This window comes from Hyphobacterium marinum (genome assembly GCF_036330325.1).
Lineage (GTDB): Bacteria > Pseudomonadota > Alphaproteobacteria > Caulobacterales > Maricaulaceae > Hyphobacterium > Hyphobacterium marinum.
In genome coordinates this window covers 259,885-285,189 of sequence record NZ_JAZDRO010000001.1, presented here as the reverse complement: position 1 = coordinate 285,189, position 25,305 = coordinate 259,885, and the positions used below count along the sequence as shown (strand labels likewise).

Sequence of the window (25,305 nt, the reverse complement as noted above, 5' to 3'; positions counted from 1 at the left end):
TTTTGCCGAGACCGATTTGTGGGCTAGTCAGGCTTCCCGCCACCTGCCGAGAGTGCGCCCATGCCATCCGTTGCTGCCGTCATTGGCTCGATATTCCGCTGGACCGGGGCGTGGGCCTTTGCCGTCGTCGCCTCGAGCGGTGTCCTTATGGCCGGATTCATGATCGCCGCCGGCGTGGTCCCCGAAACGGTCGGGGCCTGGGTGGGCTTTGCTTTCGTCCTGATCCTTTATGTCGGAACGATCAGCATCCTGCCCGCCCTTGTCCTGACGGCGCTGCTGCGCCTGTCGCGCCTGCCGCGCGGCTGGACCGACGCATTTGTCTTCGCAATCGCCGCGCCGATCCTCTACCATGCCATCATTCTGGGATGGGATTTTTCGCCGGCATCCTTTGCGCTCGCCGATCCAATATTCGCACTGGGCGGTGCGGTGGCGGGCTTCGTCTACTGGTGGCTCGCCGGGCGGCCCGCCCCGCCCTATCCGGGCTGGTTCGGACCGGACTAGTTGCAGGCCTGCCCGATCAGCGCTTCAGCCGCATCGGCAATCGCCTCTAGTGCGCGCGGTGCCATGGCATGCGGGGCCGAGGCGTACTCATCCGGCAGGCCGGTTTCGGCATCCTGGAAAAGGTGGCTGACGCCGTCAATGACGGTGACCTCGGTCGGCAGATCGCCGCGCGCCTCCCGGATCCGCGCCGCATTGGGTTCGGGCAGGACCTGCAGGTCGCGTTCCCCGAAAAAGGCGTGGACCGGCCCGTCATAGGCGGCCATGGCCTCCGACGGATCGAGATCCAGTCCGGCGAGGGCATAGGGCTGGCCCCAGATCGCGCCCTGCTGGCGTGCGCCGTCCTCCGGGAAGCCGCGTTCAATGAGCGCCGCCTCGAGCGCGGCCGGAGCCTCTTCGGCAGGTGTGGTGCGCATCACCGCGAACATGGCGTCCTGCAGCACGCGGTTGGCGTCCGCACCCGCCGGTCCGCCTCCCGCGGCGAGGATCAGCGCTTCGGACTGTTCGTACAGCGTCTCGGCCATGGTTCCGGCCATGCCGGCGAGCGTGATGATATAGGCCGGATGGGCCTCCTCAGCCGCGAGGAAGGCAATGAGTCCGCCTTCGGAATGGCCGAGAATGGCGGCGCACTCACCGCTCACACCGGGATCTGCTCGTAGCGCGCGCAGAGCGGCGGCGGCATCCTCGGCGAGGTCGTAGGGGCTGTCCGGAGCCACGGCATCGCTGCCACCCACGCCGCGGTCATCGAGCCGCAAGGAGGCGATTCCGCGTTCGGCCAGCGTATCGGCGAGGACACCGAACACGCGGTGTCCGGCAATGGTCGCATCACGGTCCTGCGGACCGGAGCCGTTGAGCAAGAGTATGGCTGGAGCGGGCCCATCTCCTTCAGGAAGGCGCAGAGTGCCCGTCAGAGCGACGCTCCCGGACTCAACCTCGAATTCGTGGTCTATTCGGTCGCTGGCCGCCAAATCATAGGCAGCCCGGCTTATTAGGCCGTCGATCAATCGGCGCTGTTCGTCGCTGGCCCTTTGAAAAACAGATTCTTGAATTTCAATGCTTTCGGAAAATTCTCTTAGATGTTCGGAGGCGTCTGCCCCTTGGCTTTCTGGCAAGGCCCAATTGACGAGAAGAGTTTCGGCGTCGGCCAAAGCGAACTCCATCGTGGAGTTTTCTTCTTGATTCTCTGAATCCCCAATTCGCGCCTGTGCAATGTGGCCAATAAAGCTCAAGTGCGAATTTACCAACTCGCCGCCGCCCAAAAACGTATACCCCCTGGCTGTTTGGGTCTCGGTATCGATATGGAAACCCATCTCCATATGCATCGGCATCGCGGCAGTATTGAAATGAACGGTGCCGACCCAATAGCCGTCCATCAAATTCACATCGAGGCTAGGGTTCGCTTCTGGCGGTGCCGCATAAGGCGTCGGACCCCGCACAAGGGTAATCGGCAGCCGGCCCTGTCCCTGGATGAAGGTTCCACTCAATGTGTCAGGATTTGTCAGTGCCAACTCCATTGTGATCAGGGTTGGTGCAAAAGCCATCGCGAGCGCATCGCCATCAAGCGTGGCTGCGCTTGCCGCGATACGGGCATTGCCCTGATCAAGACTGATGAGCGCGGAAGCCTCCGGGCCAATCTCCAGCTCCAGACGAAGCTGCGGCCCGCCTGTGTCGAGCGTCCCGTGCCAGGTGCCGTGAAAGCGTGGATCATCGACTCCCTGAGCGAGCACGGCGGACGGGAAGAGAAACAGAATGACAAGGGCGAGCAGGCGCATGACGAAACTCTTTCGTAAAGTCACTAATTAGTCTTGACGCTAAATAAGGTTTCCGCAAAAGTCCAGCCCATGGCGGATGTCTTCAAAGCGCTGGCCCATCCGGTGCGGCGGCAAATCCTGAAAGTGCTGCGCGACGGGCCGATGTCGGCCGGCGAGCTGGCGGACCGGTTTCCGGTCTCCAAGCCGACCATGTCGGGTCATTTCGCGGCGCTGAAGGAGGCGGGCCTCGTCCGCGCCGAGCGCCATGGCACGACAATCCGTTACCGTTTGAATGCGGGGGCCGCCGAAGAGGCCATCGCCCTCATCATGGAACTGACCGGCGCGGGCCGGAGGGAGAGTGACACATGATCCGGACCGGACTTCTGATCACGCTGGTAGCCCTTGTCATCGCCGGAGCGTTCTCCTGGTATGGCTGGACGCACACCGAGCCGGGTGCGCAGATCCCGGTGCATTTCGACCTGAATGGTGAGCCGGATCGCTATGGCTCACGTGCCGAAGCCTTCCTCGTCATGCCGGCCTTCCTGGTTGGTCTTGCCTTCCTGATGAGTCTTGCACCCATGATCGATCCGCGCGGGGAGAATGTCCGCCGCTCGCGCCCGGTCTTTCTGGCCGGCTGGATCATCGGTGCCGCGGCGCTCGCCGGCGCGCAGGGCTTCGTCACCTGGACCGCGCTGGCCGGGGAGCCGGACGCGGACACCATGTCCCGCTCCGTCACGGGCCTGCTGGCCGGTATCATGCTTGTGCTCGGGGTGGTGATCGCCAAGGCGCGGCCGAATTTCTTCGTCGGTATCCGCACACCCTGGACATTGTCGTCCGACCTCGCCTGGGACAAGACCCATCGCTGGGGCAGCCGCCTGTTTCTGATAACCGGTCTCGCCGGTGCCGCGATTGCGGTGTGGGGGCCGGTTCCTCAGGGCACGATCATCCTGATGACGGCGCTTGTCCTTCTGGTTATCGGTCTCGCCGCCTATTCCTTCTGGGTCTGGAAGAATGATCCCGCCCGCGAGACACTCAGCCCGGAAGACGCCTGAAGCCCTTGCCACAGGCGGGGTGAAGCCCTAACCCGCATTCCCGAACGCCACCGGCCAACGGGAGACCTCTGACATGACCGCTCGCGACGTGAAAAAAATCGTTCTGGCCTATTCGGGCGGGCTCGACACCTCGGTCATCGTCAAATGGCTGCAGGACGCCTATGGCGCGGAGGTCGTGACCTTTACCGCCGATCTGGGACAGGGCGAGGAGATTGAACCGGCGCGCGCCAAGGCCAAGGCGTCCGGCGTGAAGGAGATTTTCATCGAGGACGTGCGCGAGGAATTTGTCCGCGACTATGTCTATCCGATGGTGCGGGCCAATGCGGTCTATGAAGGACTTTACCTGCTCGGCACCTCGATCGCCCGCCCGCTGATCTCCAAGCGGCTCGTTGAAATCGCCCATGAGACCGGTGCCGACGCGGTCGCCCATGGCGCAACCGGCAAGGGTAATGACCAGGTCCGCTTTGAGCTGGCCTTCGCCGCGCTCGATCCGAGCCTGAAAGTCATCGCCCCCTGGCGGGAATGGGACCTCAATTCGCGCACCAAGCTGATCGCCTATGCCGAACAGCACGGCATTTCAGTCCCCGTCGACAAGCGTGGCGAGGCCCCGTTCAGCGTCGACGCCAATCTCTGGCACACCTCTTCGGAAGGAAAGGCGCTGGAAGACCCGGCCGAGGAAGCACCTGATTTCGTCTATCAGCGCACCGAGGATCCGCAGTCCGCTCCCGATACGCCGGAATACGTCACCGTCGGCTTTGAGCGCGGCGATGCGGTTTCGCTCAATGGCAAGGTGATGAGTCCGGCCGAACTCCTGACCGCCCTCAACGAGATAGGCCGCAAGCACGGCGTTGGACGGCTCGATCTCGTCGAGAACCGCTTCGTCGGCATGAAGTCGCGCGGCATCTATGAAACGCCGGGCGGGACGATCCTGATGGCGGCCCACCGGGGTATCGAGCAGATCACGCTGGATCGCGGCGCGATGCACCTGAAAGACGAGCTGATGCCGCGTTATGCGCGCCTCGTCTATGAAGGCTTCTGGTTCTCCCCCGAGCGCGAGATGCTCCAGGCCGCCATCGACGAAAGCCAGCGTCACGTCACCGGCGAGGTCCGGGTCAAGCTCTACAAGGGTTCGGCCAATGTCGTCGGGCGGTCCTCGGCGGAAACCCTCTACTCGCTCCAGCACGTCACCTTTGAAGAGGACGAGGTCTATAACCAGAAGGACGCGGAAGGCTTCATCCGCCTCAATGGCCTGCGTCTGCGCCTGATGGCGGATCGCAAGAAGCGGCTGGGGAAGAACGACTAGGTCCGGACTTGGCGGGATATCTCCCCCGTGAACGGGGGAGTAAACCGGAGCTTCCCCAACTGACATCTGACGAAATCGTCAATCGCCATTTCCGGGCAAAGCGGCCAGTCTCTCCCGCCTGAGGGAATCAAATTTGGGGAGCCCACCATGATCCGCCATTTGCTGGCTTCGGCCGCCTGTGTCCTGTCCGTGTCTGCCGCACCCGCGTTTGCACAAGACGATGAGGCTGCCTTCTCGCCGCAAGCCACGGCCACTGCGCTGGCGGGCGAAGCGCGCCGCGCGCTGGGCGCGGGCGATGCCGAAAGCGCGCGCCGGGCCATGGAGGCCGCGCTGGCCTTGAAGCCTGCCCACCCGTCCTACCTGCTGGGCCTGGCCCAGATTGGCCTGACCAGCGGCGACCAGGACCTCGTCTTTACCGCGCTGGAACGCTATGCGGCGGGCGGCATGGCGTTTGACCTGTCCCGTCTGGGAGAGGCCGACGCCGCGATGCGCGAGGCCCAGCCCGACCGCTATGCCGCGCTTGATGCCGCGCTGTCACGCAATGCCAGCCCGGTGGGGCAGGCCGAACGCGCCGCGCGAGTCGATCTGGGCGGCACGCTGATCGAGGGCGTGGCGGTCGATATCGAGACCGACCGGATATTCCTTTCCGATGTCACCGGACGTGCCATCCACCTGGTTGAACCCTTCGACCGGGAAAGCGCGAGCGTCTTTGCCGACCGCGAGGACGGGCTGCTCTCGGTATTCGGAATGACGGTCGACAGCGTCAATCGCCTCCTGTGGGCGACGACGGGCGTCCTGCCCCAGACCGGTCTCGCCGAGGGCGAAGAGGGGGGTACGGCCATCGTCGCACTCGATCTTGTGACAGGCGATCTCTACCGGCGCTTCGAAATCGAAGGCGCGGACCGCTTCGCCGATGTCGTGGCGCGCGACGGATACGTCTACATATCCGATTCCGGGGCCAATCGCGTCTACCGGCTCTCCAGCCTGTCGGACGGGTTCGAGCTGTTGAGCGACGATCCGCGCTTTGCCGGTCTGCAGGGCATCGCCCTGTCACACGGCGCACTCTACGCGGCGGATTATGCGCTGGGTCTGTGGCGGATCAGTCTCGACGACGGCTCGGCAAGCCTCGTGACAGCGGGCGATGAAAGCCTGATTGGCATTGACGGTCTTGGCCATACCCGCGAGGGTCGCTTGATTGCCGTCCGGAACGGCATGAATCCGAACCAGGTCTTCGCCATTGACCTCAGCGAGGATGGCCGTTCGGTCGCCGGGACCGAAACGCTGCTGCGTGGTCACGGCGATTTCGGAGAGCCAACGCTGATCAGCGTCAATGACGGCCGGGTGTGGCTGGTCGCCAATTCACCCTGGCCGCTATATCCCGAAGACGGGTCGGGCCCGACGGAGACGCCGGACCCGCTCACCGTCCTGGAAATCGATCTGGACTAGCTGGCGTCCTCGATCCCGCACTCGTCGCGCATGCGCGGCGAGAGGGCCTGCATCTTCTGGCCCATCATCATGATGTCTTCCATCGTCATTTCGTGTTCGGCGGCGATGGCCATGACCGCGTTCGGGTCATTCTCGCCGGCATCCATGGCGGCGATCATGAAGTCCATTTCCGCATCGGTCAGCTCGTCGCCGATCAGTTCCGCCGCACACCGGCAATCGCCGGCATCATTGCCGGCTTCGGTGCAGGCCGCGACCATTGTGTCTTCGGCATCTTCGGCAAGGGCGGCAGCGGGCAACGCCGAAAGGGCGAGGGCGGCAACAAGGATACGGACCATATCTAGAAACTCCGGTGGGAAGGATGGATTGCAGGCCGCCACCATGCCCGCTTCAATCTGAACGGACAATGACGGGGTTCGCCTGACTGGTGAAAATGGAACGACAGGCGCATAGTATCCGTTGCAGGGACGGCACAAAACAGGGAGCACGCCGATCATGACCAGGACATTTGTGGCCGGCGCGGCGCTGATCGCACTCGCGGCCTGTGCCTCGCCCACCCCCTATCAACAGGCCGGAACACCGGGTGGCTATGGCTTTGAACAGAGCCAGATCGAATATGACCGCTACCGGATTTCCTTCTCCGGCAATTCGCTGACCGACCGCGACACGGTGGAGACCTACCTCCTCTACCGCGCTGCCGAACTCACCCTGGAAAACGGGTACGACTATTTCTGGGTGACCGAACGCGCGACCGACGAGGATACCCGCCGCTACGGCACCGGGCCGGACTATTACGGTCCGTGGCGGGCGCGCGGCTTCTTCGTCAATTACAGATACTACCACCCGGCCCATGGCTGGTACGGATGGGACGACCCGTTCTGGAATCCGCGCCACTACCGCGAAGTCACGCGGTACGAAGCCAATGCCGAGATCGTCCTTGGCCGTGGCCCGGCCCCGGATGAACGCGCGGCCTTTGACGCACGCGACGTGCTCGAAAATCTCGGCCCGGACATCGTCCGGCCCGCGCCTGACGCCTAGTCCGGCCGGTCAGAACTCCGCCGATATCCCGAACAGGACGGCGCGGGGTGCGCCGGGGCGAAGCCCGGCCGGACGGCGGGCGACGGCATAGGTCTCATCGGTGAGGTTGCGGACCGACACCCGGGCGCGCACGCCGTCGGTCAGGCCATACCAGGCCGACACGTCGGCGACGGCGTGGCTGTCGATCAGCTGACCAGCCGGAATCGCGCCCTGCCCAGCCGTTGCGCGGGTTTCGCCAACCCAGCTGACGGCGATTTGCCCGCCGAACCGGTCCGCCTCGACGCCAATGGCGGCGTAAAGCTGGTTTTCCGGGATGTAGGGCAGTTCGTCGCCGACCTGGACATTGCCCCAGGGGCCATAGGAGGAATTGAAGGCGGTCTGGAATTCCGCATTGGTGTGCGTCCAGGCCAGTCGGACCGGGATCGAGACCGGTGCATCGGCCGCTTCGCCAAGATCGGCTTCGACGGCGAATTCGAGGCCGGTTACGTCAACCTCGCCACCATCGAACTGGGCCCCGATCGTGCAGCCGCCGCCTGTGGAATTGGTGCAGGCGCCCAGGAGGTTGGTATAGGCGTTGTGGAAGCCGACCGCTTCCAGCGACCAGAACCCGTTCTCGTATCGCGAACCGAATTCGAAATTGATCGCGTCTTCAGGTTCCTGCGTGACCGAGCCAGGCGCGGGCGGGGCGAAACCGCGATGCACGCCGCCAAAGACGGCAAGACGCTCATTGACGTCATAGCGCACGCCAAGTCCGGGGATGATCGCGTCGACCGTGTTCTGCGTCACCGTCGGGGCCCCGGTACGGGCCAGATCGCCGCCCCAGTTCTCGCGCTGCAGCTCGACCGTTTCAAACCGGACACCCGGAACGAAGGTCCAGCGCCCGGTCATGATTTCGTCCTGGATATAGATCGCCACGGCGTCAGCGGAATCGATCCGGTTGGAATCGCTGCCCGGCAGACTGGCGCTGGTGAACACCATGGATCCATTGTCCATGCGGAAGCGCTCGACCCATTGATAGCGGTCCATCTCGTCATGGTGGAGACGTGCGCCGACGCGCCAGTTGTGGACGGTTCCGCCGATTGAAACCTCACCAGAGAGCTCGCCCTGGAGGCCTTGCGCATAGTATTCGCGGTTGTTGTGCTTGACGATCAGCGCATCATCGGCGGACACGAAACCGGCATCGCCGCGCACGATCTGGAAGGCCGCCGCATTGCCTGCCGGATTTTCCAGAAGCGAGGAAATGCTCACCGAGCCGAGCGGTCCGGCCCCGTCCGGGTCAACCCGGTCAAGCTTGAACCAGTCGCGCGCGAAATCACTGCGATACCCCACGACCGCCAGGCGCGTTCCGCCGTCAAAGCGGGCATTGTAGGTCAGCGACCACAGCGAATGTTCGGCGTCCATCTGGTCGAGCGCACTGCCGGCATAGCGCCGGAAAGGGTCGGCGGCGAAATCGGCTTCGGTTAGCCCCAGATAGGTCTCGTTGGAGAGCTCATCGGAATACTGGCCGCGCAGTTCAAAGCTGTGATTAACCGCACCGCCATCGATTTCGAGGCGCAGCTTGCCGACATAGTCCTCGATGTCATAACCGCTGTCCTGACCGGACGGGCCGTCAATATCCTTGAAGCCGTCTGCGGAGTCGGTGAAGGCTTCCAGAAGCCCGCCAATGCGCACACCGGTGCCGACATCGTGCATGCCGCCGGCAAAGGCATGGACACGGCGGGTATTCTCATCACCGAACCAGACATCGACCTGGCCGCCCGGCGCGTCAGGCACCGGCGTCGACAACAAATTGACCGATCCACCCTGGGTGCGCGGTCCGTAAGGCACGCCCGCCGCGCCCTTGATGACCTCGATACCGGCCATGCGGCCGGCATGCGGGAAATAATAGGCTTCCGGCGCGGCGTAAGGGGCCGGAGCGATGAGGATGCCGTCTTCCATCAGCGTGATGCTGGCCGAACGGTCAACGCCGGTTCCGCGCAAACCGATATTCGGACGCAGCCCGTAGCCGTCCTCTTCCTGGATATTCACGCCCGGTACGGCGCGCAGCGCGCGGGTAATATCGGAATAGTCCTGGACGTCCAGATCCGCAGCGGTCAGCACTTCGGCCGAGCCGGGCACGTCACCCGGCGTACCCGACAGACCGATGACAACAATCGTGTCCTCGCGCGGCGCGGCGGAGTTGGTGGAGGCGGCTTGCTGGGCACCGGCGGGGGCGGCCAGCACGGCCAGGGCCGCACCGGACAAAAGGACAGAACGCATGGGCTGGGAAACTCCGGTATGAGAATGCGAATGGCACGCACTTACCGGAGGGGCCACCTCGAGTCCATCCTTCTAAGAATGATTGTCAGTTGCTGTTGCAGTTGTGCCGCGCCCCTTGCGCGGATGCGCAAGGGAAAAGCCGGTCATGCGGCCCGTCTATTTCGGGGGCATGCGGGCACCCGCATCGAGGCGGACGCATTCGGCATTGATATAGCCATTGGTCACCATGAAGGCGACGAGGTCAGCGTATTCCGCCGGAGTCCCGAAGCGCTGCGGGAATTGCAGATGGCTGGCCAGGTTGGTTTTCACTTCCGGCGGCATCTGTTCGTAGATTGGGGTCTCGAAGAAACCGGGAAGGATGGTGTTCACCCGAACGCCTTCGCGCGCCAGGTCGCGCGCCATGGGCAGGGTCATGCCGTAAATCCCGCCTTTCGAGGCCGAATAGGCGACCTGGCCGATCTGGCCGTCCTGCGCCGCGACCGAGGCGGTGTGAATGATGACGCCGCGCTCGCCGCCATCCATCGGGTCGGTCGAGAGCATGCCTTCTGCCGCAATGGCCGCGCAGTTGAACGAGCCGATGAGGTTGATGTTCACGACCAGGGCAAACTTGTCGAGCTGGTGACGGACGATATCGCCGGAGGAGGAGCGCCGGGCGGTTTTCTCCGCCCAGCCGATCCCGGCGCAATTGACCATGATGCGTTCCTGCCCGTGGGCGGCGCGGGCCTTCTCGAACCCGGCCTGGACGCTGGCGGCATCGGCGACATTGACCTGGCAGAAGACGCCGCCGAGTTCTTTCGCGACCGCTTCGCCGCGTTCCGCATTGAGGTCGAACAGCGCGACTTTCGCACCATCGGCGGCCAGGCGGCGGGCGGTTCCCTCACCGAGGCCGGAGGCCCCTCCGGTAACGATGGCGGCGATATCCTTGGACAGTTTCATGGGCTCTATGTCTCCCTCGAGGTCTCGGTCAGTGTGCCTGCGCTTCAGGCCTGTCCTGCGGGATAGCCCGGACGGCCCGAAAAGGAAACGGTCCAGCGGTTGCGCCGGGGCCGGTATGCGCGAACGGAGGCTTGATCGCGGACGCGTCCGGGACTAGCGATCAGGCGAGCCGGGATTTACCCGGCCGCTTATCGGAGTCCAATGGTCCTGCCATGACCCAGTCAAAGACAGCCCTCGTCCTGCACGGCGGTGCCGGTGTGCTCGCCAAGCGCAGCTATGACCGCGAGGTCGAGCACATGCGCGGCTTGGCCGAGCGCGGCCGCACGCTTCTAAAGGACGGCATGTCCGCCATGGATGTCGTCACCGACATCATCAAGGCGCTCGAGGCCTCCGGGCTTTATGTCGCGGGCAAGGGCTCGTCGCCGAGTTCCGACGGCCGCTATGAACTCGATGCCGCGATCATGGACGGCCCGACCCGCATGGCCGGGGCGGTTGCCTCCATTGAAGGCTTCATCCATCCGATCGAAGCGGCCCGCACCGTGATGGAAAACACGCCGCACGTCCTAGTCGCCGGCGATGGCGCAGCGCGTCTCGCCCGCAAGCATGGCATGAAGGAAGTGTCCGACCCCGTGAACTATTACAAGCCGGCCGCCGTGCCGGACGGACGTGCCATCGCGACCGGTACGGTCGGGTGCGTCGCACTGGATACGCAGGGCCGGCTTGCGGCCGGAACATCCACGGGCGGAACGCTCAACAAGACGCCGGGCCGGGTCGGCGATTGCCCGCTCATCGGTTCGGGGACCTGGGCGGATTCCTATGTCGCGGTCTCCTGTACCGGCCAGGGCGAATATTTCATCCGCGCCCTGGCGGCCGGTACTGTCGCCTCGCGCATTCGCTATCTGCACGAAAGCCCGGAAGAAGCTGCGATCTATGCCCTGAAAGACGTCAAACGCCTGGGCGGCGACGGCGGCATCATCGCGGTCGGCGCGGACGGGCGCATCGCCTTCCCCTATAATTCGCAAGGCATGAAATTCGCCGCCGTCTTCACCGACGGGCATATCGAGGCCGGAGTGCGCGCGGCGTGACCCGCCCGGTCAAGGCGGTCCGCGGCTATTTTGGGGTCGGCGTCGAGGGAATTTCCAAGCCGATGAATCTCGGTGCGATCCTGCGCACCGCCCATGCCTTCGGGGCCAGCTTCGCCTTCACCGTCGACGCCCATCACAAGGCGCGCGACGTCTTCCGCTCCGATACGGCGAAATCGCTTGATCATGTGCCCTATTATGGCTGGGACAGTCTTGATGACATGGTGCTGCCGCAGGGCTGTGCGCTGGTCGGGATCGAGCTGACCGATGACGCGGTCGAACTGCCAAGCTTTCGCCATCCGCGTGCAGCGGCCTATGTGCTGGGCCGCGAGCGCGGCTCACTGACCCCGGAGATGCTGGTGCGCTGCGAGCATGTTGTGCGCATCCCGACCAAATTCTGCGTCAATGTCTCGGTCGCCGCTGCGCTCACGCTTTATGATCGCACGATCTGTCTGGGCGGTTATCCCGACCGTCCGGTCATGCCCGGCGGGCCGGAACTGGGAGATGCGGAGGGTTGGGCTGCGCCCAAGTCGCGTTGAATTGCCCCCCACCCCAACCCTCCCCCGAGGGGGAGGGAGATTCGTATTTTTCCCTCCCCTTGAGGGGAGGGTAGGGGTGGGGTGGGAAGATCAACCGCCAAACAGGCGCTGGACCGCGCCCAACGGGCCCTTGAATTTCAGCGACCCTTCCGTCACGGCGAGCGCATAACAGACCTCGCCGGGGTCGGCGATCGGACGGTGGGTTGTTTCCGGCCCCGTCTCGCAGACTTCTCCGGCGCGATAGCGGTTGTGGCCGTCAAAGAAGGAACCGGTCAGGACCAGCGTAAATTCACGGCCTGTATGGGTGTGACTGGGCGAGCCATGACCGGGCTCGATGCGCAACAGCTCCGCCTTGGCGTCCCCGGTTTCGTCCAGCACCAAGCGGCGCACGCCCGGCGCGGCAAAGCGCCAGTCAGCCCCGGATTCCACAATCCGGTCGCGCAGGCTGTCCGGCAGGCGGATCAGCTCCGCGCTCATGTCCGCGGCCCGGCCGGCGGCAGACAGGCGATCGGGCGCGGTAGCGGATCCTGCTTCTCCAGCCCCGGCTTCGAGCGCGTCGATCATCGCCAGGGCCGTCGCCAGCGCATCATCGTCCAGCTCGGCCGGCTCCGCTGATTCGAGCAGGGCCGCCCCGGCGGAGTCCAGGCGCGACAGCGCGTCACCCGCGGCCGGATTGGCCTCGGCATAGCTGCGCGCCAGCAGGGTGAGCGGTGGGGACAGACGCCCCGCGGCAAGTCCTTCGATCAGTTCCATATGCACGTCCGGGCGCGTCATGACCCGGTCCTCGTCTTTGCGGGGGAGGACATGGCGCAGCGAAATAAAAGATCAAGGCGGCGTGCGCGATCAGATATCATCGGCATCAAGGCCTCCCCTCAACTTGTCGAATGCGAGCCTCAGGCGGGATTTGACCGTGCCCAGCGGCAAGCCCTCCCGCTCGGCGATTTCGGTGTGTGACAGCCCGTCAAAGAAGGCCAGGCGCAAAAGCACGACCTGTTCTCCGGGCAGGGCTTTCAGCGCCTCGCGCACGCGTGCCTCGCGCTCACCGGCGTGGGCGGCGTCATCCGGCGCGGTCTCAGCGGTCGGCTGCAACAGCGGTTCTTCGGGGTCGAGGGCCGGCTTGGCGGCGCGCCGGGCCGCGTCTATGCGCCGGTTGCGCGCAATCCGGAAAATCCAGGTCGAGGCCGATGCCTGGCGCGGGTCAAACAGTTCGGCCTTGCGCCAGATGGTCAGCATGACTTCCTGTGTCATGTCCTCGGCCGCCGCATCATCGGTCGCCAGCCGTTTCAGATAGTTTTTGATTCGCGGGGCAAAGTGCGCGAACAACCGCGCAAAGGCTGTACGGTCCTTGTTCGCGCAGCCGGAGACCCAAGCGTTGAGCGCATCGCGGTCGGGCGTATCGGGCGGACCTGTCATGAAGCGCTGTATCGGGCCTGTCGCGGAAAAGGGAAAGCGGCGAAGCGGAATTGAACCCTGTTTGGGGGCGTCAGATCAATGGCGGACCAGATGTTCCGCCTTGAATCCGCCGCGAATTCTGCGTTGAGATGGCGCAACACGCCCATCCCCGCCAGCCGCCGAGTTGCCAGACCGATGATCCTCGTCAGAACTGTAATTGCCGCCGCCTTGTCCGCGACCGCCATCACAGCCGCAGCCTCGGCCCAGACGCCGACCTCACGCGGCAGTTTCTCCGACTGGCATGTCTTCACCGTGGAGAGTGACCGGGGCCTCGTATGCTACGCGCTGACACAGCCAACCGATTCCACCCCGTCGAATGTCGACCATGGCGAGATTTTCTTCATCGTCTCGACCTGGGCGTCCGGCGCGGCCGAGGAGCAGCCACGCTTCGCCGCCGGCTACGTACTGCGTCCGGACAGCCCGCCGACCGCGCGGGTCGGGTCCGACCGCTTCCCGATGTTCGTGACAGAAAGCGACGGCTTCATCGAGGACCGCCAGGACGAAAGACGGCTCGTCAGCGCCATGCGACGGGGTGCAACCATGCGCGTCGAAGCGACCTCCCAGCGGGGCACGGCCACGGCCTATGAGTTTTCCTTAAGCGGCGTCACGGCCGCGCTGGAGCGTGTCGAAAGCCTCTGCTGACATGTCCTGTCATGGCTTGAAGGGTTTGACGCGCAACTTGATTTTGTGGTCGGGCGGGCCTTTCCCGCCATCGGGGTTGAGACCGCGATAATAGGTTTTCTGCCATTTCTCGCCGACCGCCTCGCTCTCCTTCATCGCCAGTCGCTGGGCGAAATCGCTGCGCTGCTCGCGCCACAGCATGAATTGCTCATAGGTGTCGGTCTCGTCGTGCAGGCTGCCGATTTCCGGCTCGACGGACTCGAACAGGTCGCGCCGCACCGGGAAGAATGTGGCGATAGCATCACCGGCGGAAAACCGGACCTTGCCGGGCCGGGTGAAGCGCCAGTTCATGGTGAAGGTATAGGGTGACCAGTCGGTCTCGATCACGCCCGACAGTGGTGCAATCCCGTCTTTCACTCCGTTCAGCGGGCCTGTGAGGAAGATATTCCAGCCCTTCGGCGTGCGCAGCATCACCGACAGTTCGAACGTCAGAACGCCTTCGCCGAAATTTGCCATCGGCGCACCCGGCGCGCCCGGCGCAATTGGGGTCTCGGACCGGACGATGACGTCCTGGGGCAGGACGCCGCCAGTCCACTCCGCCTCGAAATCGAACGGGGTGAAAAACTCCCAGCCGTGCTGGTTGGCGAGCGCCAGTGGCAGGCAGCGATAGGGAAAGGCCTCACGCGCGCTGTCCATCCAGTCGCGGCGGGGGTCAGCCGGCCGGACGGGTATCTCGCCGGTCGTCAGGGGATAGAGTTTCAGCTTCATGGGGAGGAAGTTAGCGGCGTCCGCGTTGCAGGTGAACTGTGGAGCGTCACTCCACTGACGTTGATGTCATCCCGGCTGACCCGTAGGGGCAAGGCGGGACCTGAACATGAAGCGCCTGGGTTTCGGGTCCCGGATCGCGTCGCGTCCGGGATGACAGGCTCTCCGATTTGCGGCGCGAACACCCCGCCCCTCGCAAAATCGCCTGATTTGCATTAGATGACGCCCGCCATGACGACGACGCTTGATCTTTCTGCGGCCAACCGCCCCGCCCCGCCCCGGCCATCGCTCGCCGGGCTGGACCGCACGCGCCTGCGCGATGCGCTGATCGGCTCGGGCTTGGTTGAAGAGCGCAAGGCCAAGATGCGCGCCGACCAGATCTGGCGCTGGGCGCACCATTTTGGCGTCACTGATCTCGACGCGATGACCAATGTGTCCAAAGACCTGCGCGAGCAGATGAAGGATCATTTCACGCTCGACCGCCCGGAAATCGTTGAACGCCTCGTCTCGGTCGACGGCACGCGCAAATACCTCATCCGCCTCGCCCCCGGGGTGGAATGCGAAACCGTCTTCATTCCCGATGTCGGCAAATCGGGTGCGCTCTGCGTGTCGAGCCAGGTCGGCTGCACACTGAATTGCACCTTCTGCCATACCGGTACGCAGGCGCTGGTGCGCAATCTGACGGCCCAGGAAATCGCCGCCCAGGTAATCGTCGCGCGCGACGATCTGGCCGAATGGCCGACCTCGAACGAGAACCGCAAGATCACCAACATCGTCTTCATGGGCATGGGTGAGCCGCTCTACAACCTCGACGCGGTTTCCGACGCGATCGACACGATTTCGGACGGGGACGGCATTTCGATCGGGCGGCGGCGTATCACCGTCTCGACCTCGGGCGTGGTGCCGAAAATCAGGGAGCTGGGCGAGCGCACCGCGTCCATGCTCGCCATTTCGCTGCACGCGACGAATGACGATCTGCGCAACGAGCTGGTCCCGCTCAACAAGAAATATCCGCTCGCCGAACTGATGGACGCGATCCGCGCCTATCCGGGCCTCGGCAATGCGCGCCGCGTCACCTTCGAATATGTGATGCTGAAGGGCGTGAACGACTCACTCGCCGAGGCGCGCGCGCTGGTGAGCCTCCTCAAGGGCGTGCCCGCGAAGATCAACCTCATCCCGTTCAATCCCTGGCCGAATTCGCCGTATGAATGCTCGGACTGGGAGACGATCGAGGCCTTCGCCGAAGTGGTGAACCGGGCAGGCTATGCCAGCCCCATCCGCACGCCGCGCGGCCGGGACATTTTCGCCGCCTGTGGCCAGCTGCGGTCAGAATCCAAGAAAATGCGCGCGAGCGAAAGGAAGAAGCTGCAGGACGCCACATGAGCCAATTGTTGTTTCATTACACGAGTGATATTGGGCTCAAAGGTATCATTGAGAGCAACAAAATCTGGGCGACAAGCTTTAAAAACAAGAATGACCTTTCCGAGTTTGACTATGGTTCGAGGTTGTTTTCAGAGACCATTATATCTATTTCGGAAAAAAACTTATTTATTGGAGAAAAATATAGAACCCTTTTGTTCGAATACCTTTCGACGGAATTAAAAAAAATTACGCATAATTTTACAACATCATTTTGTACACACAATGATCATATAGAAAAACAGTATGGCATTCTATCTCAGTGGAGAAATTATGCTGGAATTGGAGGGTATGCTATTGGTTTTGACCAGGAAGCAATAATAGAAAGATCAGGCGATTACACCAATCGATTCATATCGAATACTGAATCAGCGCTTGCGTGGACGATGGAAGAATTTTGCACGTATGGCACGGTTCCACACGCGTATTTGAGTAATTTTTACCATTTTATTCCTAATATTGTACACTCAATAATTAATAATAATGTTGACCCTATCAGAAACGAGGCTTGGTTTCAAAATTTTGTTATTTCCGGTATTAAATGTGCTTCTCTAATTAAACACCCGGCTTTTCGGGAAGAAGCAGAATTTCGTATTTCTTATGGTATATTTAATAATCGCCAACTAGTAGATCTTCATCAAAAGAATTTTAATGGAAATGTTATTCCAGTTTTAGAATTGTTTGGTAGTTGTGGCGTTGTTGATTTGATTCGTGAAATCATCGTCGGTCCTCATGTCGATTCTGGTGCTAAAGTTGATTTACTCGATGATTTTTTGAAAGGGCATGGAATTGATTGGGTTCGTATCCGGGAAGTCGACTTGCCGTTACGGGTATGACCTCAGCCGTTCAGTATCGCTGGCGATTAAGCCGATTTAATCGTCAATTCACGCCGACCCAGCCCTCGCCGCGCTATTGACCGCTTTCGGCATCGGTCGGAAGGGACAGGCTTGAGCGGTCACACACGCATACTCGGAATTCTGGCAGCCTGCCTCATACTGTCCGCCTGCGGCGACCCTGTGACCGACGCCGCGCGCGACATCACCGATGCCCGCGTCGACGGCCGTATTGGCGGAGACGCCGTGATCTGGACCGGCGACGGACCGGTGCATGTCGACCCTGCGCCCGGCCATGACCCGGAAGGCGCAACGGCCTTCCGCGCCGGCTCGCTGACCAAGGTCTTCACTCAGCTTGCAATCCTGCGGCTCGTTGACGAGGGCCGGCTTGATCTCGACCAGAGCCTCGCCTCAGTCCGGCCCGGATTTAACGCCGCCTGGGCTGAAGCCGTTACGCTGCGCCAGTTGCTGACCTTCTCTGCCGGCCTGCCCGGCGAAATTTCGGACGATCCGCTCAACGGCGTCGTATTGGATAGCGAAGGCCGGGGCCTCGCCTTCATGGACGGTCTCGTCGAGCCGGGCCCCGAAACCGGGCCAGGCGAACGCACGCGCTACTCCAACCTCTCCTACTTCCATCTTGGCGCGGTGATCGAAGCGGTCACCGGCCTCGCCTATGCCGAAGCCGTGTCGCAGCTCGTCATCGAGCCGCTGGGGCTGCGCGATACCGGCTATGGCGGTCCGGCGGACGGTCAGGAGGGCCGCGCCGGAGGCTATGTGTTGGCTGAAACCGGGCGGGAGCTGGTTTCGGACCACCCCGTCGAACAGCGCTATGCCTCGGGCGGGATGCATGTCTCGGTGCGCGATCTCGCCACGACTTCCCAGGCGCTGGTCGTACCCGGCTTCCTCTCAGCCGGCTCACTGGACGAATATTTCACCCAGTTCGGCAGGCCCGGTGGTGAGAACCCCGCCTTTGTAGAGGCGGGCGGTCATGTTCCCGGCTTTGCAAATGGCTGGATCATCTCGCGCGAGCCGGTTTTCGCCGTGGCCGTTCTGAACAATGTGCTGTCAGAAGACCCGCGCGAAGTGGTTGCGTTGACCCGCCGCATGGCGGGCCGTCTCGGCGCACCGGTCGAGACCGGTGAACGCTATAGGCCGACGACGACTGATGGCTGGACGTTCGTGGAGACGCCGGAGGCCATACCCGCTCGGGCCTTTCTTCCCGCGGCGCTCGACTTCATCGCGGCGCTGCAGGCCGGTGACGCGGAGGACCAGACACGGGCCTATACCGCCCTTGTTGAGCTGACCCCGGACGCCCTGACGGGCGAGGAACGCAACGAGATGCGCGATGTCGCAGCCTTCTACCGGGGAATATTCGACCGTTTCGGCCCGTTCCATATCGTTGCGTGGCGCGAGGACGGGGACCGGCTGCTCGTCTTTCTTGAAGGTGACACCGGTGAACGCGCCATCCATCTCGGTTTCGAGGCCGATGCCGACGCGCCCGCGCGGGTGGAAACCATATCGCTGGGCACATACGGCTTCCGGCCATAAGAGAACCCCGGCGCGAGGGGAGGAGACGCGCCGGGGTCTGACCGGCGGGCACGCTCCCTCTCTCGGGAAGCGGCCACGCCGTGCCATCGTGCAGATTGTCCAGGACGAGTGCCCGCTTACTGCGGGTCGTCGTCGTCCTCGTTGCCGGTCTCGATGTCCGTCTCGATCTCGATGGCCGGATCCGGATCAGTGGTCAGGTCCGGTTCCAGAACCGGCTCGGGGTCCGCTTCGAGTTCGGGCGCGACCGGTTCGATATCGAGATCGATGTCGCTCTCGATATCCAGGTCCGGCTGCGGGCTGTTCTCGCCCGTCATCCCGTCTTCAACCGGCGTCGGATCGAGGGGCGCGTCCGCGTCGGTCGAGACCTCGCTCTCGGTGGTGATCGCCTCGTCCTCGGTCACGACAGATGCGTCAGTGTCGATTTCGGCGTCTATCGTGGCGCTGGTCCGGTCCTCGTTCCAGGCCGCGTATTCAGTCGCGGACAATTCGCCATTGGCGTCGAGATCATACAGGTCGAAATCCGTCTGCGTGACCGCGGGGTCCGCAGCCTGCGCTTCGGCCAGCGAGACCGTGCCATCAAGATCGGTGTCGATGTCGATGGCGCTCTGGGCCTGGGCGGCCGCCGTGCCGATCAGGGTTGCGGCGGTAAGCATGAGAAGGCGTTTCATGGTGCATACTCCGTGTGGGGCCGCCCCGCCGGTAGTCAGACAGGGGCAAGGGGCGGCAGACGGACATCAAAGCGCGCCAGGGCCCGTACCGGTTCCCTGCGCAATCGGGGCGATTCCGTGGCGCACCGGAACGGACCACCCGCTGACCACTCGGGCGGTGTTCAAATCGCGAGGGTCTGCCTAGTCTCCTCGCAGACATTAAAAAGGGGTCCCGTCATGAGCGCAGCCGTCCTCTATCGCTGGCAGATCAAGCCCGGCCGCGAGGACGACTTCCGCGCGGCCTGGACTGAGGGCACGAAGCTCATTCACAAGACCTGCGCCTCCTATGGCGCGCGCCTGCACCGAGCGTCAGACGGCCAGTTCTGGTCCTATGCCCGCTGGCCGGACGAGGCGGCACGCAAGGCCTGTTTCGACAGCCACGACTTCTTCTCGATGGACTGTTTCAAGACCATGCAGGACTGCATCGAGACAAGGTTCGATGAGGTTGTGCTGACCCTCACCGATGACGAGCTCGCCGAGCGCGGCAAGACCCACCCGGTCCCGGAACTCGAGACCGGCCGCCTGATCCTCCGGGCGATGCGTCCCGAAGACGCCGGACCGCTCTTCCCGGCGCTCAGCGATGCCGCCAACATGCATTACTGGTCCAGTGGCCCGCTGGAGAGCGTCGACGCGGTTCGCGACTATCTCTCGTGGAATATCCATGGCGAGGGGGTGCAATGCTTCGTCTTCGCCCCGAAATCCGATCCCGATGACGCGCTGGGTTGGGTAATCCTGATGGACCGCAAACCCGGCACGGCCGAGCTGGGCTATATGCAGCGCCCCGATGCGCACGGGAAAGGGTTCGCGCGGGAAGCCGCGGCGCGCGTGATCCGGCACGGCTTCGAGACGCGGGGGTTCCGGCGCATCTGGGCGGATGCCGATATCGACAACGCTGCGTCCATTCGCCTGCTCGAAGCGCTGGGATTTGAACGCGAGGGCCATCTGCGCGGCGAGTGGGAGACCCATATCGGTGTCCGGGATTCGCTGATCTTCGGCCTGATGCGCCCATAATCTCGCCATAAGGGCGCGCATAACCGGCTCTGATATGACCGGGACACCGCCAAAACCCGTTTTCGGACCGCCCCACCGTGCGTCGGAGCCGCGCCGCAAGCCGCCCGCGAAGAAGCGCTGGTCGGGTCTGCCGCTGGCTGCGCATATCGCCGCGCGCGGGTCGATCCTGATGCTCGGGATTCTCGGCGTCATCGCGGTTATCCTGCATATCGACCGCTTGCCCGAAGGCGACAAGCCCTGGGGCGAGGCCCGGCTTGATGAAGGGATTGGCACCTTTACCTATGCCCATATCGCCGCCCTGCGCGACGACCCGACGGCCTGTTTCGCCGCGCTCGACGGGTCGGAGATGGATTTCACCCCGGCTGAACCTTCAGCCCAGACGGTCCGCGCCGAATGCCGGGTCGACTCCGGCGTGAGGATCAACCGGTCCAATATCGGATACGCGGTTCAGCCCGAGGTCGCGTCCTGCGCGCTGGCGGCAGCGCTTTATGTCTGGGAACGTGAAGTCGTCCGGCCTGCCGCGCTGGAACATCTCGGCAGCGAGGCCGTCGAGATCATCCACTACGGCACCTACAATTGCCGCCGGGTCAACAATTCGGCCCGGGGCCGCTGGTCGGAACACGCCGGGGCGAACGCCATCGACATTGCCGGTTTCCGTCTTGCTGACGGCCGGCAGGTCCCGGTGACCGACTGGGACAGTGATGATGCCCGGTCAGCCTTCCTCGAAGAGGTGCGGGACGGGTCCTGCCCGCTATTCCGGGGCGTGCTGGGGCCGGACTACAATGCCGCCCACCACGACCATTTCCACCTCGACATGGGCCGCTGGACTATCTGCAGCTAGCCGGGCGGGGTACAGCCCAGCTCGGCCCGCCTTGTCTCGACGCCGGCCAGAGAATCGCTGTTTCCCGATCGCTGGTAGAGCTCCCGGGCATTGGCGAGATGCGCGCAGGCCGTGTCAATCTCGCCCCGCTCCACGGCGAGCGTGGCCAGCCGCCGGTCCTGTTCGGCGGTCTCACCGGCCAGCCCGGCTTCGGCATAGGCCGCGCGTGCAAGGCGGGACTGGTCAAGCGTCTCGGCGGCATCACCATCGCGCCAGGCCATCAGGCCCAGCGCCGAATGGACATAGCCGCGCGTATCGGGTGGGGCATCAACAGCATCAAACAGCTCGAAGGCCCGCATGGCATGGCTTCGCGCCGCGACGTGATGGCCGGTCTCGCCATTGGCCCCGATCAACAGAACGCGCGCATCGGCTTCTGCCGCATCATCGCCCATACGTTCGGCGGCCTGTAGGGCTTCCTCGCCCAGAACAATCGCTTCTGCGGCATTGCGGCGCTGCATCTCGACCCAGGCCAGCCGGCGGGCCGATGACTGGATGAAGCGGACATAATCATACTCGCGCGCCCGCTCGAGCGCACGCCGGTAGAAACGTGCGGCCTGGTCGAAATCACCCCGGTCTTCCGCCGTTGAGCCGAGATTCTGCAACACCAGTGCGCCCAGTGGGCGCCGGCCCGCGGACTCCAGCGCGGCGAGCGCGATCCGGTAATTGTCTGCTGCGGTGTCGAACTCACCTGATTCCCGCTCGAAATTCGCCAGATTGTTGCGCGCCAGAGCCGCCCCGACCGGATCGTCGGCGGACTCAAACAGGGACAGCGCCCGTGTGTAAAAGCGACGCGCGGCCTCAGACTCGCCCCGTCCCTGCGCGACATAACCGCGATTGCCCAGCATGTTCGCTGACAGGCGCAGATCGCCAACGCTGTCAGCGAGTTCCAGCGCCTCCTGATAGCGGGCATCCGCCTGGTCATACCGGCCGGTATTGGAGTCCAGCGAGGCCAGCCCGGCCAGGGCGGCGATTTCCTCGCGAATATTCCCGGTCTCGCGGGCGCGGTTCAGTGCCTCGGTGTGCACATTACCGGCCGCGTCCGGTAAGCCTGTCCGGGCATAGGCGTCGCCCAGCCGGTTCAGCGCCCGCAACAGGGCGGGATCGGTATCCAGTGCACGCCGGTAGAAGTCGATGGCCCGGCCCGAATCGACCCCTTCCGCGATGACGCCGAGATGGACGAAGCGCTGGGCGGCCAGTTCCGGGTGCCGGCGCAAAAGCCGGCTTGCTTCGGCGTCCAGCCTGTCCAGCGCCTCCTGTCCATTGCCGGCGTCGAGCATTTCCAGGGCGTCGCGCTCACGGCGGCTTCCGTCGCGGGCGATGACATGAAGGGCGTCGGCCAATTCATCACCGCTTGCCGCACCGGTATCCATGCGGATGGCGACCCGGTCGGCCAGCATTTCGGCCTCGGCGGCGGACATGGTCGAACCGAAGATCAGGCCCTGGATGTCGGCGAAAAACCCCAGCGTTGCGGCCAGCACCGCAGCTGAAGCCGCTGCTGCGCCCCAGCGCCGCCGCAGCCAGTCCGGTGTCAGTGCCGTCAGCCGGTTGGCGAATGTTGGTCCTGCCACGTGCCCTCCTCCCGCTGGGCCCAGTGTGCCGTCTTTTCGCCTCGCAGGCGAGCCAAATACACGTGCGTCATGCTCCCGTGTTAACTATAACACCCGCGTCGGGAGGGGTAGGCGAATGCATCTGATGTATGTCGACGAGTCGGGCGACCCCGGTCGCTCCACCGAGCCGACTCCGGCATTCGTGCTCGCCGGTCTGATCGTTCCGGGCAATCGCTGGAACCAGACCGAGGCCGCCATCCTGAAATTGCGCCGCGACCTCAATGCCCAGTACGGGCTGAAACTGCGCGACGAAATGCGCGGCTCGAACATCATGAAATCCGGCCCCGGCCCAATGGATGCCCGGGTGGCGATGATCGAGACGGCGCTGCAGCGGATCGGCAAGCTGCCGGACGTGAAAATCCTTCTGACCGTGGTCCGCAAGAAGAGCCTCCCGCCCGAAACCGACGTTTTCCGGGCCGGCTGGGCGGCCCACCTCGCCCGCTTCGATGCCTGGCTGGCGCGGACCAATCAGAACCGTCCGCCGGAAAAGTCCACGCCGGGTTTCATTGTCAGCGACGATACCCATGGCGGCCAGCTCAACAGGCTGGTGCGCGGCCTGCGCAAGGAGCGCCCGGTTCGGGTCACGCGCGGTATGTGGTGGTGGAAGCGGTCCGAAGTGGTCAACCGCCCGCTGCGCTATGTGATCGAGGATCCCCAGCGCAAGGATTCACGGCAATCCCTGCTGATCCAGGCTGCCGATCTGTGCGCCTATGCGGTCTACCAGACCGAGAAACCCCATGGCGCGGTTCGCGAACACAAGGGCATGACGCGTTTCATGAAAGCGCTCGCCCCGGCCATAGACCGCACCGGCGGCACCGACGATCGCGGTGTCTTCGTCATCAGGTACGACTGAGGCCAGTGACAAGAACGGGCGGCTCTGGGTTCACCATGGCCGCCCGCTCGATTGTCGAACCTAAGCCGGATCGGGTCCGGTTCAGTCCACGGGACCGACTATAGCATCACGGCCCATTCGCCTCAATTCGGTTTGCGATAGCGCAGGACAAAGCGGTCCGTCCGGCCCCGGATCGAGGGGTCAAAAACGCCGATATCGCGCGTGTCCTCGGCATTGGAGAGCAGGTCGCTTTCCCCGTCGAGCTGGAAGCCGGCGGCCTCGATCTCCTCGCGCACCATGGCCTCACCGATGCGGTGAAAGGCGTCGACATCCCGGTCCATCGATCCATCCTCGGCGCGGTGGTCGATGATGATCAGGACCCCGCCCGGACGGAGTGCGTCATAAATGAGCCGGTTGCTGGCGATCCGCTCTTCGCGCGTCAGCGTCTGGATATCCGGCTGTTGCCAGATCAGGTCATGATAGCCCAGCACGATGAAGGCGGCGTCGAGAGGCGCGTCCACACCCGACATCACGTCTGCGGCTGTCGCGACGTAGTAGTCAACATTGTCATATTCGCCAGCAATCGCGGTCAGGGCGGTGTCGGCATTCGGGAAACGGTCAACGACCCATTGATAGTTATGGGCATAGACCGTGCCGTTGGCCCCGACCGCACGCGACAGGATGCGGGTGTAGTAGCCGCCGCCCGCGCCGATGTCCGCGATCGCCCAGCCCGGCTCGACACCGGCGAAATTCAGTATTTCCGCCGGATGCCGCGTGGCGTCCCGCGCACGGTCCTGTTCGGGGCGGGCCGCGTCATTGACGGCGGCCTGGTTTGCATTGGCATACTCGGCCTGATCGCCGGAACCGGGCGCGCTGTCGCCGCTGTCTTTTGCAGTGTCCTCTGCCGCGGACTCGTCGATGGCGGCATCACGTGTATCGGCCGCGTCGTCTGCCGGCGTACAGGCCGCGATGGCAAAGGCGGCCATCAGGCTGATCAAATAGCGCATGATATTCCCTCAGATAGCTCCGGCCCTCCCGCCGGAGACTGCGATGATGACCGCTTTGCCCGCCGAGGCAACGGCATCACGCAAATGTCAGGGCCGATTGCCGCTTCCCGATCCGTATAACCGGGGCTAGATTGGCGCACGGGGAGGGTGTGCCATGCATGTGATACTCGCGATTTTCAGGGCGCTGGGCGCGATCGGCGTCATCGTCTGGCGCATTTCCATGGCCATCCAGGGGGCCCGCGTGATCGGCGAAGCGGCCGGCGAGGTCGCCAATTTGCCGCGCAAGATGCGCTTCCGGTCAAAAGCGAACCGCAAAGGGCTCGCCGTGGTTGACGATCCGCGCGAGGCCGCCGCCATCCTGCTGTTGGGGATTGCCCGGACGGGTGGCGAAGTCACGGCCGAGGACAAGGCGGCCATCCGCGGCGAAATGGTGCGCCGTTTCGAGGTCGACGAGGCGCGCGCCGAGGAATTGCTTTCCCGCGCGGCCTGGGCGTCGTCGGGCCTGTCCAACCCCGAAGACGGCATCGCCCGCATGACCAACCTCATTGCTCAGCGCCTGTCGCCGCGCGAACTGGGCGAACTCGCCGCCATGCTCGAAGTAGTCGCCGCTGCGGACGGTCGCGTCAGCCCGGCCCAGGACTCCTATCTGGCGTAATACCGCCGCCGCGCCGGTCTCGCCTGAAGGCTTGCGCCGCAGGGCCCGGCCCGGTTACCTCTCGCGC

General features: G+C 63.9%; 26 protein-coding genes. 16 read left to right on the top strand and 10 right to left on the bottom strand.

Translation table 11 applies throughout. The annotated features are described in order from the left end of the window. The first annotated feature begins 60 nt into the window (after window positions 1-60). Complete coding sequence (locus V0U35_RS01370) at window positions 61-501, top strand: hypothetical protein (protein WP_330194851.1); 441 nt, start codon at window positions 61-63, stop codon at window positions 499-501. On the opposite strand, the gene V0U35_RS01365 is transcribed toward V0U35_RS01370, so the two are convergent. Beyond that, window positions 498-2,270, bottom strand: a complete 1,773-nt coding sequence (locus tag V0U35_RS01365; RefSeq protein WP_330194850.1) for an alpha/beta hydrolase family protein — start codon at window positions 2,268-2,270, stop codon at window positions 498-500. The two genes, V0U35_RS01370 and V0U35_RS01365, sit on opposite strands and share 4 nt — an antisense overlap. Window positions 2,271-2,339: 69 nt before the next feature. On the opposite strand from V0U35_RS01365, the gene V0U35_RS01360 reads away from it, so the two are divergent. The 4 genes from V0U35_RS01360 to V0U35_RS01345 all read left to right on the top strand — a co-directional run bounded on the left by V0U35_RS01360 (window position 2,340) and on the right by V0U35_RS01345 (window position 6,050). Then, complete coding sequence (locus V0U35_RS01360; protein WP_330194849.1) at window positions 2,340-2,618, top strand: metalloregulator ArsR/SmtB family transcription factor; 279 nt, start codon at window positions 2,340-2,342, stop codon at window positions 2,616-2,618. Beyond that, window positions 2,615-3,301: an SdpI family protein gene (locus tag V0U35_RS01355; protein WP_330194848.1), complete on the top strand. Its 687-nt coding sequence runs from the start codon at window positions 2,615-2,617 to the stop codon at window positions 3,299-3,301. Before V0U35_RS01360 ends, V0U35_RS01355 begins: the two co-directional genes overlap by 4 nt. Window positions 3,302-3,374: 73 nt before the next feature. Then, entirely contained in the window at window positions 3,375-4,604 is a 1,230-nt protein-coding gene (locus V0U35_RS01350; RefSeq protein ID WP_330194847.1) for an argininosuccinate synthase, read from the top strand. 147 nt (window positions 4,605-4,751) lie between these two features. Continuing rightward, window positions 4,752-6,050, top strand: coding sequence for a hypothetical protein (locus tag V0U35_RS01345; RefSeq protein ID WP_330194846.1), 1,299 nt, complete (start codon window positions 4,752-4,754; stop codon window positions 6,048-6,050). On the opposite strand, the gene V0U35_RS01340 is transcribed toward V0U35_RS01345, so the two are convergent. Next, window positions 6,047-6,385, bottom strand: coding sequence for a hypothetical protein (locus tag V0U35_RS01340; RefSeq protein WP_330194845.1), 339 nt, complete (start codon window positions 6,383-6,385; stop codon window positions 6,047-6,049). The genes V0U35_RS01345 and V0U35_RS01340 overlap by 4 nt on opposite strands. Window positions 6,386-6,542: 157 nt before the next feature. Here V0U35_RS01340 and V0U35_RS01335 point away from each other — a divergent pair, with 157 nt between their 5' ends. Further along, the gene (locus tag V0U35_RS01335) at window positions 6,543-7,085 is read left to right on the top strand and encodes a CC0125/CC1285 family lipoprotein (RefSeq protein WP_330194844.1); all 543 of its coding nucleotides are present in this window, start codon (window positions 6,543-6,545) and stop codon (window positions 7,083-7,085) included. A gap of 9 nt (window positions 7,086-7,094) precedes the next feature. Here the strand turns inward: V0U35_RS01335 and V0U35_RS01330 are convergent, their stop codons facing one another. Both V0U35_RS01330 and V0U35_RS01325 read right to left on the bottom strand, forming a co-directional pair. After that, window positions 7,095-9,344: a TonB-dependent receptor family protein gene (locus V0U35_RS01330; protein WP_330194843.1), complete on the bottom strand. Its 2,250-nt coding sequence runs from the start codon at window positions 9,342-9,344 to the stop codon at window positions 7,095-7,097. A gap of 156 nt (window positions 9,345-9,500) precedes the next feature. After that, window positions 9,501-10,280, bottom strand: a complete 780-nt coding sequence (locus tag V0U35_RS01325) for an SDR family NAD(P)-dependent oxidoreductase (protein ID WP_330194842.1) — start codon at window positions 10,278-10,280, stop codon at window positions 9,501-9,503. Window positions 10,281-10,492: 212 nt separating this feature from the next. Between V0U35_RS01325 and V0U35_RS01320 the strand changes: the two genes are divergently transcribed. After that, the gene (locus V0U35_RS01320; RefSeq protein ID WP_330194841.1) at window positions 10,493-11,365 is read left to right on the top strand and encodes an isoaspartyl peptidase/L-asparaginase family protein; all 873 of its coding nucleotides are present in this window, start codon (window positions 10,493-10,495) and stop codon (window positions 11,363-11,365) included. Beyond that, window positions 11,362-11,901, top strand: a complete 540-nt coding sequence (locus V0U35_RS01315) for an RNA methyltransferase (RefSeq protein WP_330194840.1) — start codon at window positions 11,362-11,364, stop codon at window positions 11,899-11,901. Before V0U35_RS01320 ends, V0U35_RS01315 begins: the two co-directional genes overlap by 4 nt. A gap of 90 nt (window positions 11,902-11,991) precedes the next feature. On the opposite strand, the gene V0U35_RS01310 is transcribed toward V0U35_RS01315, so the two are convergent. Next, complete coding sequence (locus tag V0U35_RS01310; RefSeq protein WP_330194839.1) at window positions 11,992-12,675, bottom strand: cupin domain-containing protein; 684 nt, start codon at window positions 12,673-12,675, stop codon at window positions 11,992-11,994. 69 nt (window positions 12,676-12,744) lie between these two features. After that, a complete protein-coding gene (locus V0U35_RS01305) occupies window positions 12,745-13,314 on the bottom strand; it encodes a sigma-70 family RNA polymerase sigma factor (RefSeq protein ID WP_330194838.1) in 570 nt (189 codons plus the stop codon). Between the two features lie 78 nt (window positions 13,315-13,392). On the opposite strand from V0U35_RS01305, the gene V0U35_RS01300 reads away from it, so the two are divergent. Next, complete coding sequence (locus V0U35_RS01300) at window positions 13,393-13,995, top strand: invasion associated locus B family protein (protein WP_330194837.1); 603 nt, start codon at window positions 13,393-13,395, stop codon at window positions 13,993-13,995. Between the two features lie 9 nt (window positions 13,996-14,004). Here V0U35_RS01300 and V0U35_RS01295 read toward each other — a convergent pair whose 3' ends face one another. After that, window positions 14,005-14,742 carry a DUF6065 family protein gene (locus tag V0U35_RS01295; RefSeq protein WP_330194836.1) on the bottom strand — a complete coding sequence of 246 codons (738 nt, stop codon included), beginning with the start codon at window positions 14,740-14,742 and terminating at the stop codon, window positions 14,005-14,007. A gap of 228 nt (window positions 14,743-14,970) precedes the next feature. On the opposite strand from V0U35_RS01295, the gene rlmN reads away from it, so the two are divergent. From rlmN to V0U35_RS01280, 3 genes are all read left to right on the top strand, one after another. Beyond that, window positions 14,971-16,122 (top strand): dual-specificity RNA methyltransferase RlmN, encoded by a 1,152-nt coding sequence (gene rlmN / locus V0U35_RS01290; RefSeq protein ID WP_330194835.1) that lies wholly within the window; start codon window positions 14,971-14,973, stop codon window positions 16,120-16,122. Beyond that, window positions 16,119-16,994 (top strand): DUF2971 domain-containing protein, encoded by an 876-nt coding sequence (locus V0U35_RS01285; protein ID WP_330194834.1) that lies wholly within the window; start codon window positions 16,119-16,121, stop codon window positions 16,992-16,994. The genes rlmN and V0U35_RS01285 overlap by 4 nt, the downstream gene beginning before the upstream one ends. A gap of 111 nt (window positions 16,995-17,105) precedes the next feature. Next, window positions 17,106-18,539: a serine hydrolase domain-containing protein gene (locus V0U35_RS01280; RefSeq protein ID WP_330194833.1), complete on the top strand. Its 1,434-nt coding sequence runs from the start codon at window positions 17,106-17,108 to the stop codon at window positions 18,537-18,539. Window positions 18,540-18,655: 116 nt separating this feature from the next. Here V0U35_RS01280 and V0U35_RS01275 read toward each other — a convergent pair whose 3' ends face one another. Further along, a complete protein-coding gene (locus V0U35_RS01275) occupies window positions 18,656-19,207 on the bottom strand; it encodes an EF-hand domain-containing protein (RefSeq protein WP_330194832.1) in 552 nt (183 codons plus the stop codon). Window positions 19,208-19,423: 216 nt separating this feature from the next. On the opposite strand from V0U35_RS01275, the gene V0U35_RS01270 reads away from it, so the two are divergent. Next, window positions 19,424-20,257 (top strand): GNAT family N-acetyltransferase, encoded by an 834-nt coding sequence (locus V0U35_RS01270; RefSeq protein ID WP_330194831.1) that lies wholly within the window; start codon window positions 19,424-19,426, stop codon window positions 20,255-20,257. A gap of 34 nt (window positions 20,258-20,291) precedes the next feature. Further along, window positions 20,292-21,098 carry an extensin-like domain-containing protein gene (locus V0U35_RS01265; protein ID WP_330194830.1) on the top strand — a complete coding sequence of 269 codons (807 nt, stop codon included), beginning with the start codon at window positions 20,292-20,294 and terminating at the stop codon, window positions 21,096-21,098. On the opposite strand, the gene V0U35_RS01260 is transcribed toward V0U35_RS01265, so the two are convergent. Beyond that, window positions 21,095-22,705, bottom strand: a complete 1,611-nt coding sequence (locus V0U35_RS01260; RefSeq protein WP_330194829.1) for a tetratricopeptide repeat protein — start codon at window positions 22,703-22,705, stop codon at window positions 21,095-21,097. The two genes, V0U35_RS01265 and V0U35_RS01260, sit on opposite strands and share 4 nt — an antisense overlap. 115 nt (window positions 22,706-22,820) lie before the next feature. On the opposite strand from V0U35_RS01260, the gene V0U35_RS01255 reads away from it, so the two are divergent. Next, on the top strand, window positions 22,821-23,597 hold the full coding sequence (locus V0U35_RS01255; RefSeq protein WP_330194828.1) for a DUF3800 domain-containing protein: 777 nt from the start codon (window positions 22,821-22,823) through the stop codon (window positions 23,595-23,597). Between the two features lie 122 nt (window positions 23,598-23,719). Here V0U35_RS01255 and V0U35_RS01250 read toward each other — a convergent pair whose 3' ends face one another. Next, window positions 23,720-24,583, bottom strand: a complete 864-nt coding sequence (locus V0U35_RS01250; RefSeq protein WP_330194827.1) for a class I SAM-dependent methyltransferase — start codon at window positions 24,581-24,583, stop codon at window positions 23,720-23,722. Between the two features lie 154 nt (window positions 24,584-24,737). Here V0U35_RS01250 and V0U35_RS01245 point away from each other — a divergent pair, with 154 nt between their 5' ends. Then, the gene (locus V0U35_RS01245; protein WP_330194826.1) at window positions 24,738-25,238 is read left to right on the top strand and encodes a TerB family tellurite resistance protein; all 501 of its coding nucleotides are present in this window, start codon (window positions 24,738-24,740) and stop codon (window positions 25,236-25,238) included. Window positions 25,239-25,305 lie beyond the last annotated feature (67 nt).

What these genes read in the sequence shown, in the direction of transcription:
- V0U35_RS01320 (WP_330194841.1), top strand. Translation starts at nt 10,493, where the DNA reads ATGACCCAGTCAAAGACAGCCCTCGTCCTGCACGGCGGTGCCGGTGTG.
- V0U35_RS01330 (WP_330194843.1), bottom strand. Translation starts at nt 9,344, where the DNA reads ATGCGTTCTGTCCTTTTGTCCGGTGCGGCCCTGGCCGTGCTGGCCGCC.
- V0U35_RS01365 (WP_330194850.1), bottom strand. Translation starts at nt 2,270, where the DNA reads ATGCGCCTGCTCGCCCTTGTCATTCTGTTTCTCTTCCCGTCCGCCGTG.
- V0U35_RS01250 (WP_330194827.1), bottom strand. Translation starts at nt 24,583, where the DNA reads ATGCGCTATTTGATCAGCCTGATGGCCGCCTTTGCCATCGCGGCCTGT.
- V0U35_RS01265 (WP_330194830.1), top strand. Translation starts at nt 20,292, where the DNA reads ATGACCGGGACACCGCCAAAACCCGTTTTCGGACCGCCCCACCGTGCG.
- V0U35_RS01285 (WP_330194834.1), top strand. Translation starts at nt 16,119, where the DNA reads ATGAGCCAATTGTTGTTTCATTACACGAGTGATATTGGGCTCAAAGGT.
- V0U35_RS01310 (WP_330194839.1), bottom strand. Translation starts at nt 12,675, where the DNA reads ATGACGCGCCCGGACGTGCATATGGAACTGATCGAAGGACTTGCCGCG.
- V0U35_RS01355 (WP_330194848.1), top strand. Translation starts at nt 2,615, where the DNA reads ATGATCCGGACCGGACTTCTGATCACGCTGGTAGCCCTTGTCATCGCC.
- V0U35_RS01335 (WP_330194844.1), top strand. Translation starts at nt 6,543, where the DNA reads ATGACCAGGACATTTGTGGCCGGCGCGGCGCTGATCGCACTCGCGGCC.
- V0U35_RS01275 (WP_330194832.1), bottom strand. Translation starts at nt 19,207, where the DNA reads ATGAAACGCCTTCTCATGCTTACCGCCGCAACCCTGATCGGCACGGCG.
- rlmN (WP_330194835.1), top strand. Translation starts at nt 14,971, where the DNA reads ATGACGACGACGCTTGATCTTTCTGCGGCCAACCGCCCCGCCCCGCCC.
- V0U35_RS01345 (WP_330194846.1), top strand. Translation starts at nt 4,752, where the DNA reads ATGATCCGCCATTTGCTGGCTTCGGCCGCCTGTGTCCTGTCCGTGTCT.
- V0U35_RS01245 (WP_330194826.1), top strand. Translation starts at nt 24,738, where the DNA reads ATGCATGTGATACTCGCGATTTTCAGGGCGCTGGGCGCGATCGGCGTC.
- V0U35_RS01300 (WP_330194837.1), top strand. Translation starts at nt 13,393, where the DNA reads ATGGCGGACCAGATGTTCCGCCTTGAATCCGCCGCGAATTCTGCGTTG.
- V0U35_RS01350 (WP_330194847.1), top strand. Translation starts at nt 3,375, where the DNA reads ATGACCGCTCGCGACGTGAAAAAAATCGTTCTGGCCTATTCGGGCGGG.
- V0U35_RS01255 (WP_330194828.1), top strand. Translation starts at nt 22,821, where the DNA reads ATGCATCTGATGTATGTCGACGAGTCGGGCGACCCCGGTCGCTCCACC.
- V0U35_RS01340 (WP_330194845.1), bottom strand. Translation starts at nt 6,385, where the DNA reads ATGGTCCGTATCCTTGTTGCCGCCCTCGCCCTTTCGGCGTTGCCCGCT.
- V0U35_RS01325 (WP_330194842.1), bottom strand. Translation starts at nt 10,280, where the DNA reads ATGAAACTGTCCAAGGATATCGCCGCCATCGTTACCGGAGGGGCCTCC.
- V0U35_RS01305 (WP_330194838.1), bottom strand. Translation starts at nt 13,314, where the DNA reads ATGACAGGTCCGCCCGATACGCCCGACCGCGATGCGCTCAACGCTTGG.
- V0U35_RS01270 (WP_330194831.1), top strand. Translation starts at nt 19,424, where the DNA reads ATGAGCGCAGCCGTCCTCTATCGCTGGCAGATCAAGCCCGGCCGCGAG.
- V0U35_RS01370 (WP_330194851.1), top strand. Translation starts at nt 61, where the DNA reads ATGCCATCCGTTGCTGCCGTCATTGGCTCGATATTCCGCTGGACCGGG.
- V0U35_RS01295 (WP_330194836.1), bottom strand. Translation starts at nt 14,742, where the DNA reads ATGAAGCTGAAACTCTATCCCCTGACGACCGGCGAGATACCCGTCCGG.
- V0U35_RS01360 (WP_330194849.1), top strand. Translation starts at nt 2,340, where the DNA reads ATGGCGGATGTCTTCAAAGCGCTGGCCCATCCGGTGCGGCGGCAAATC.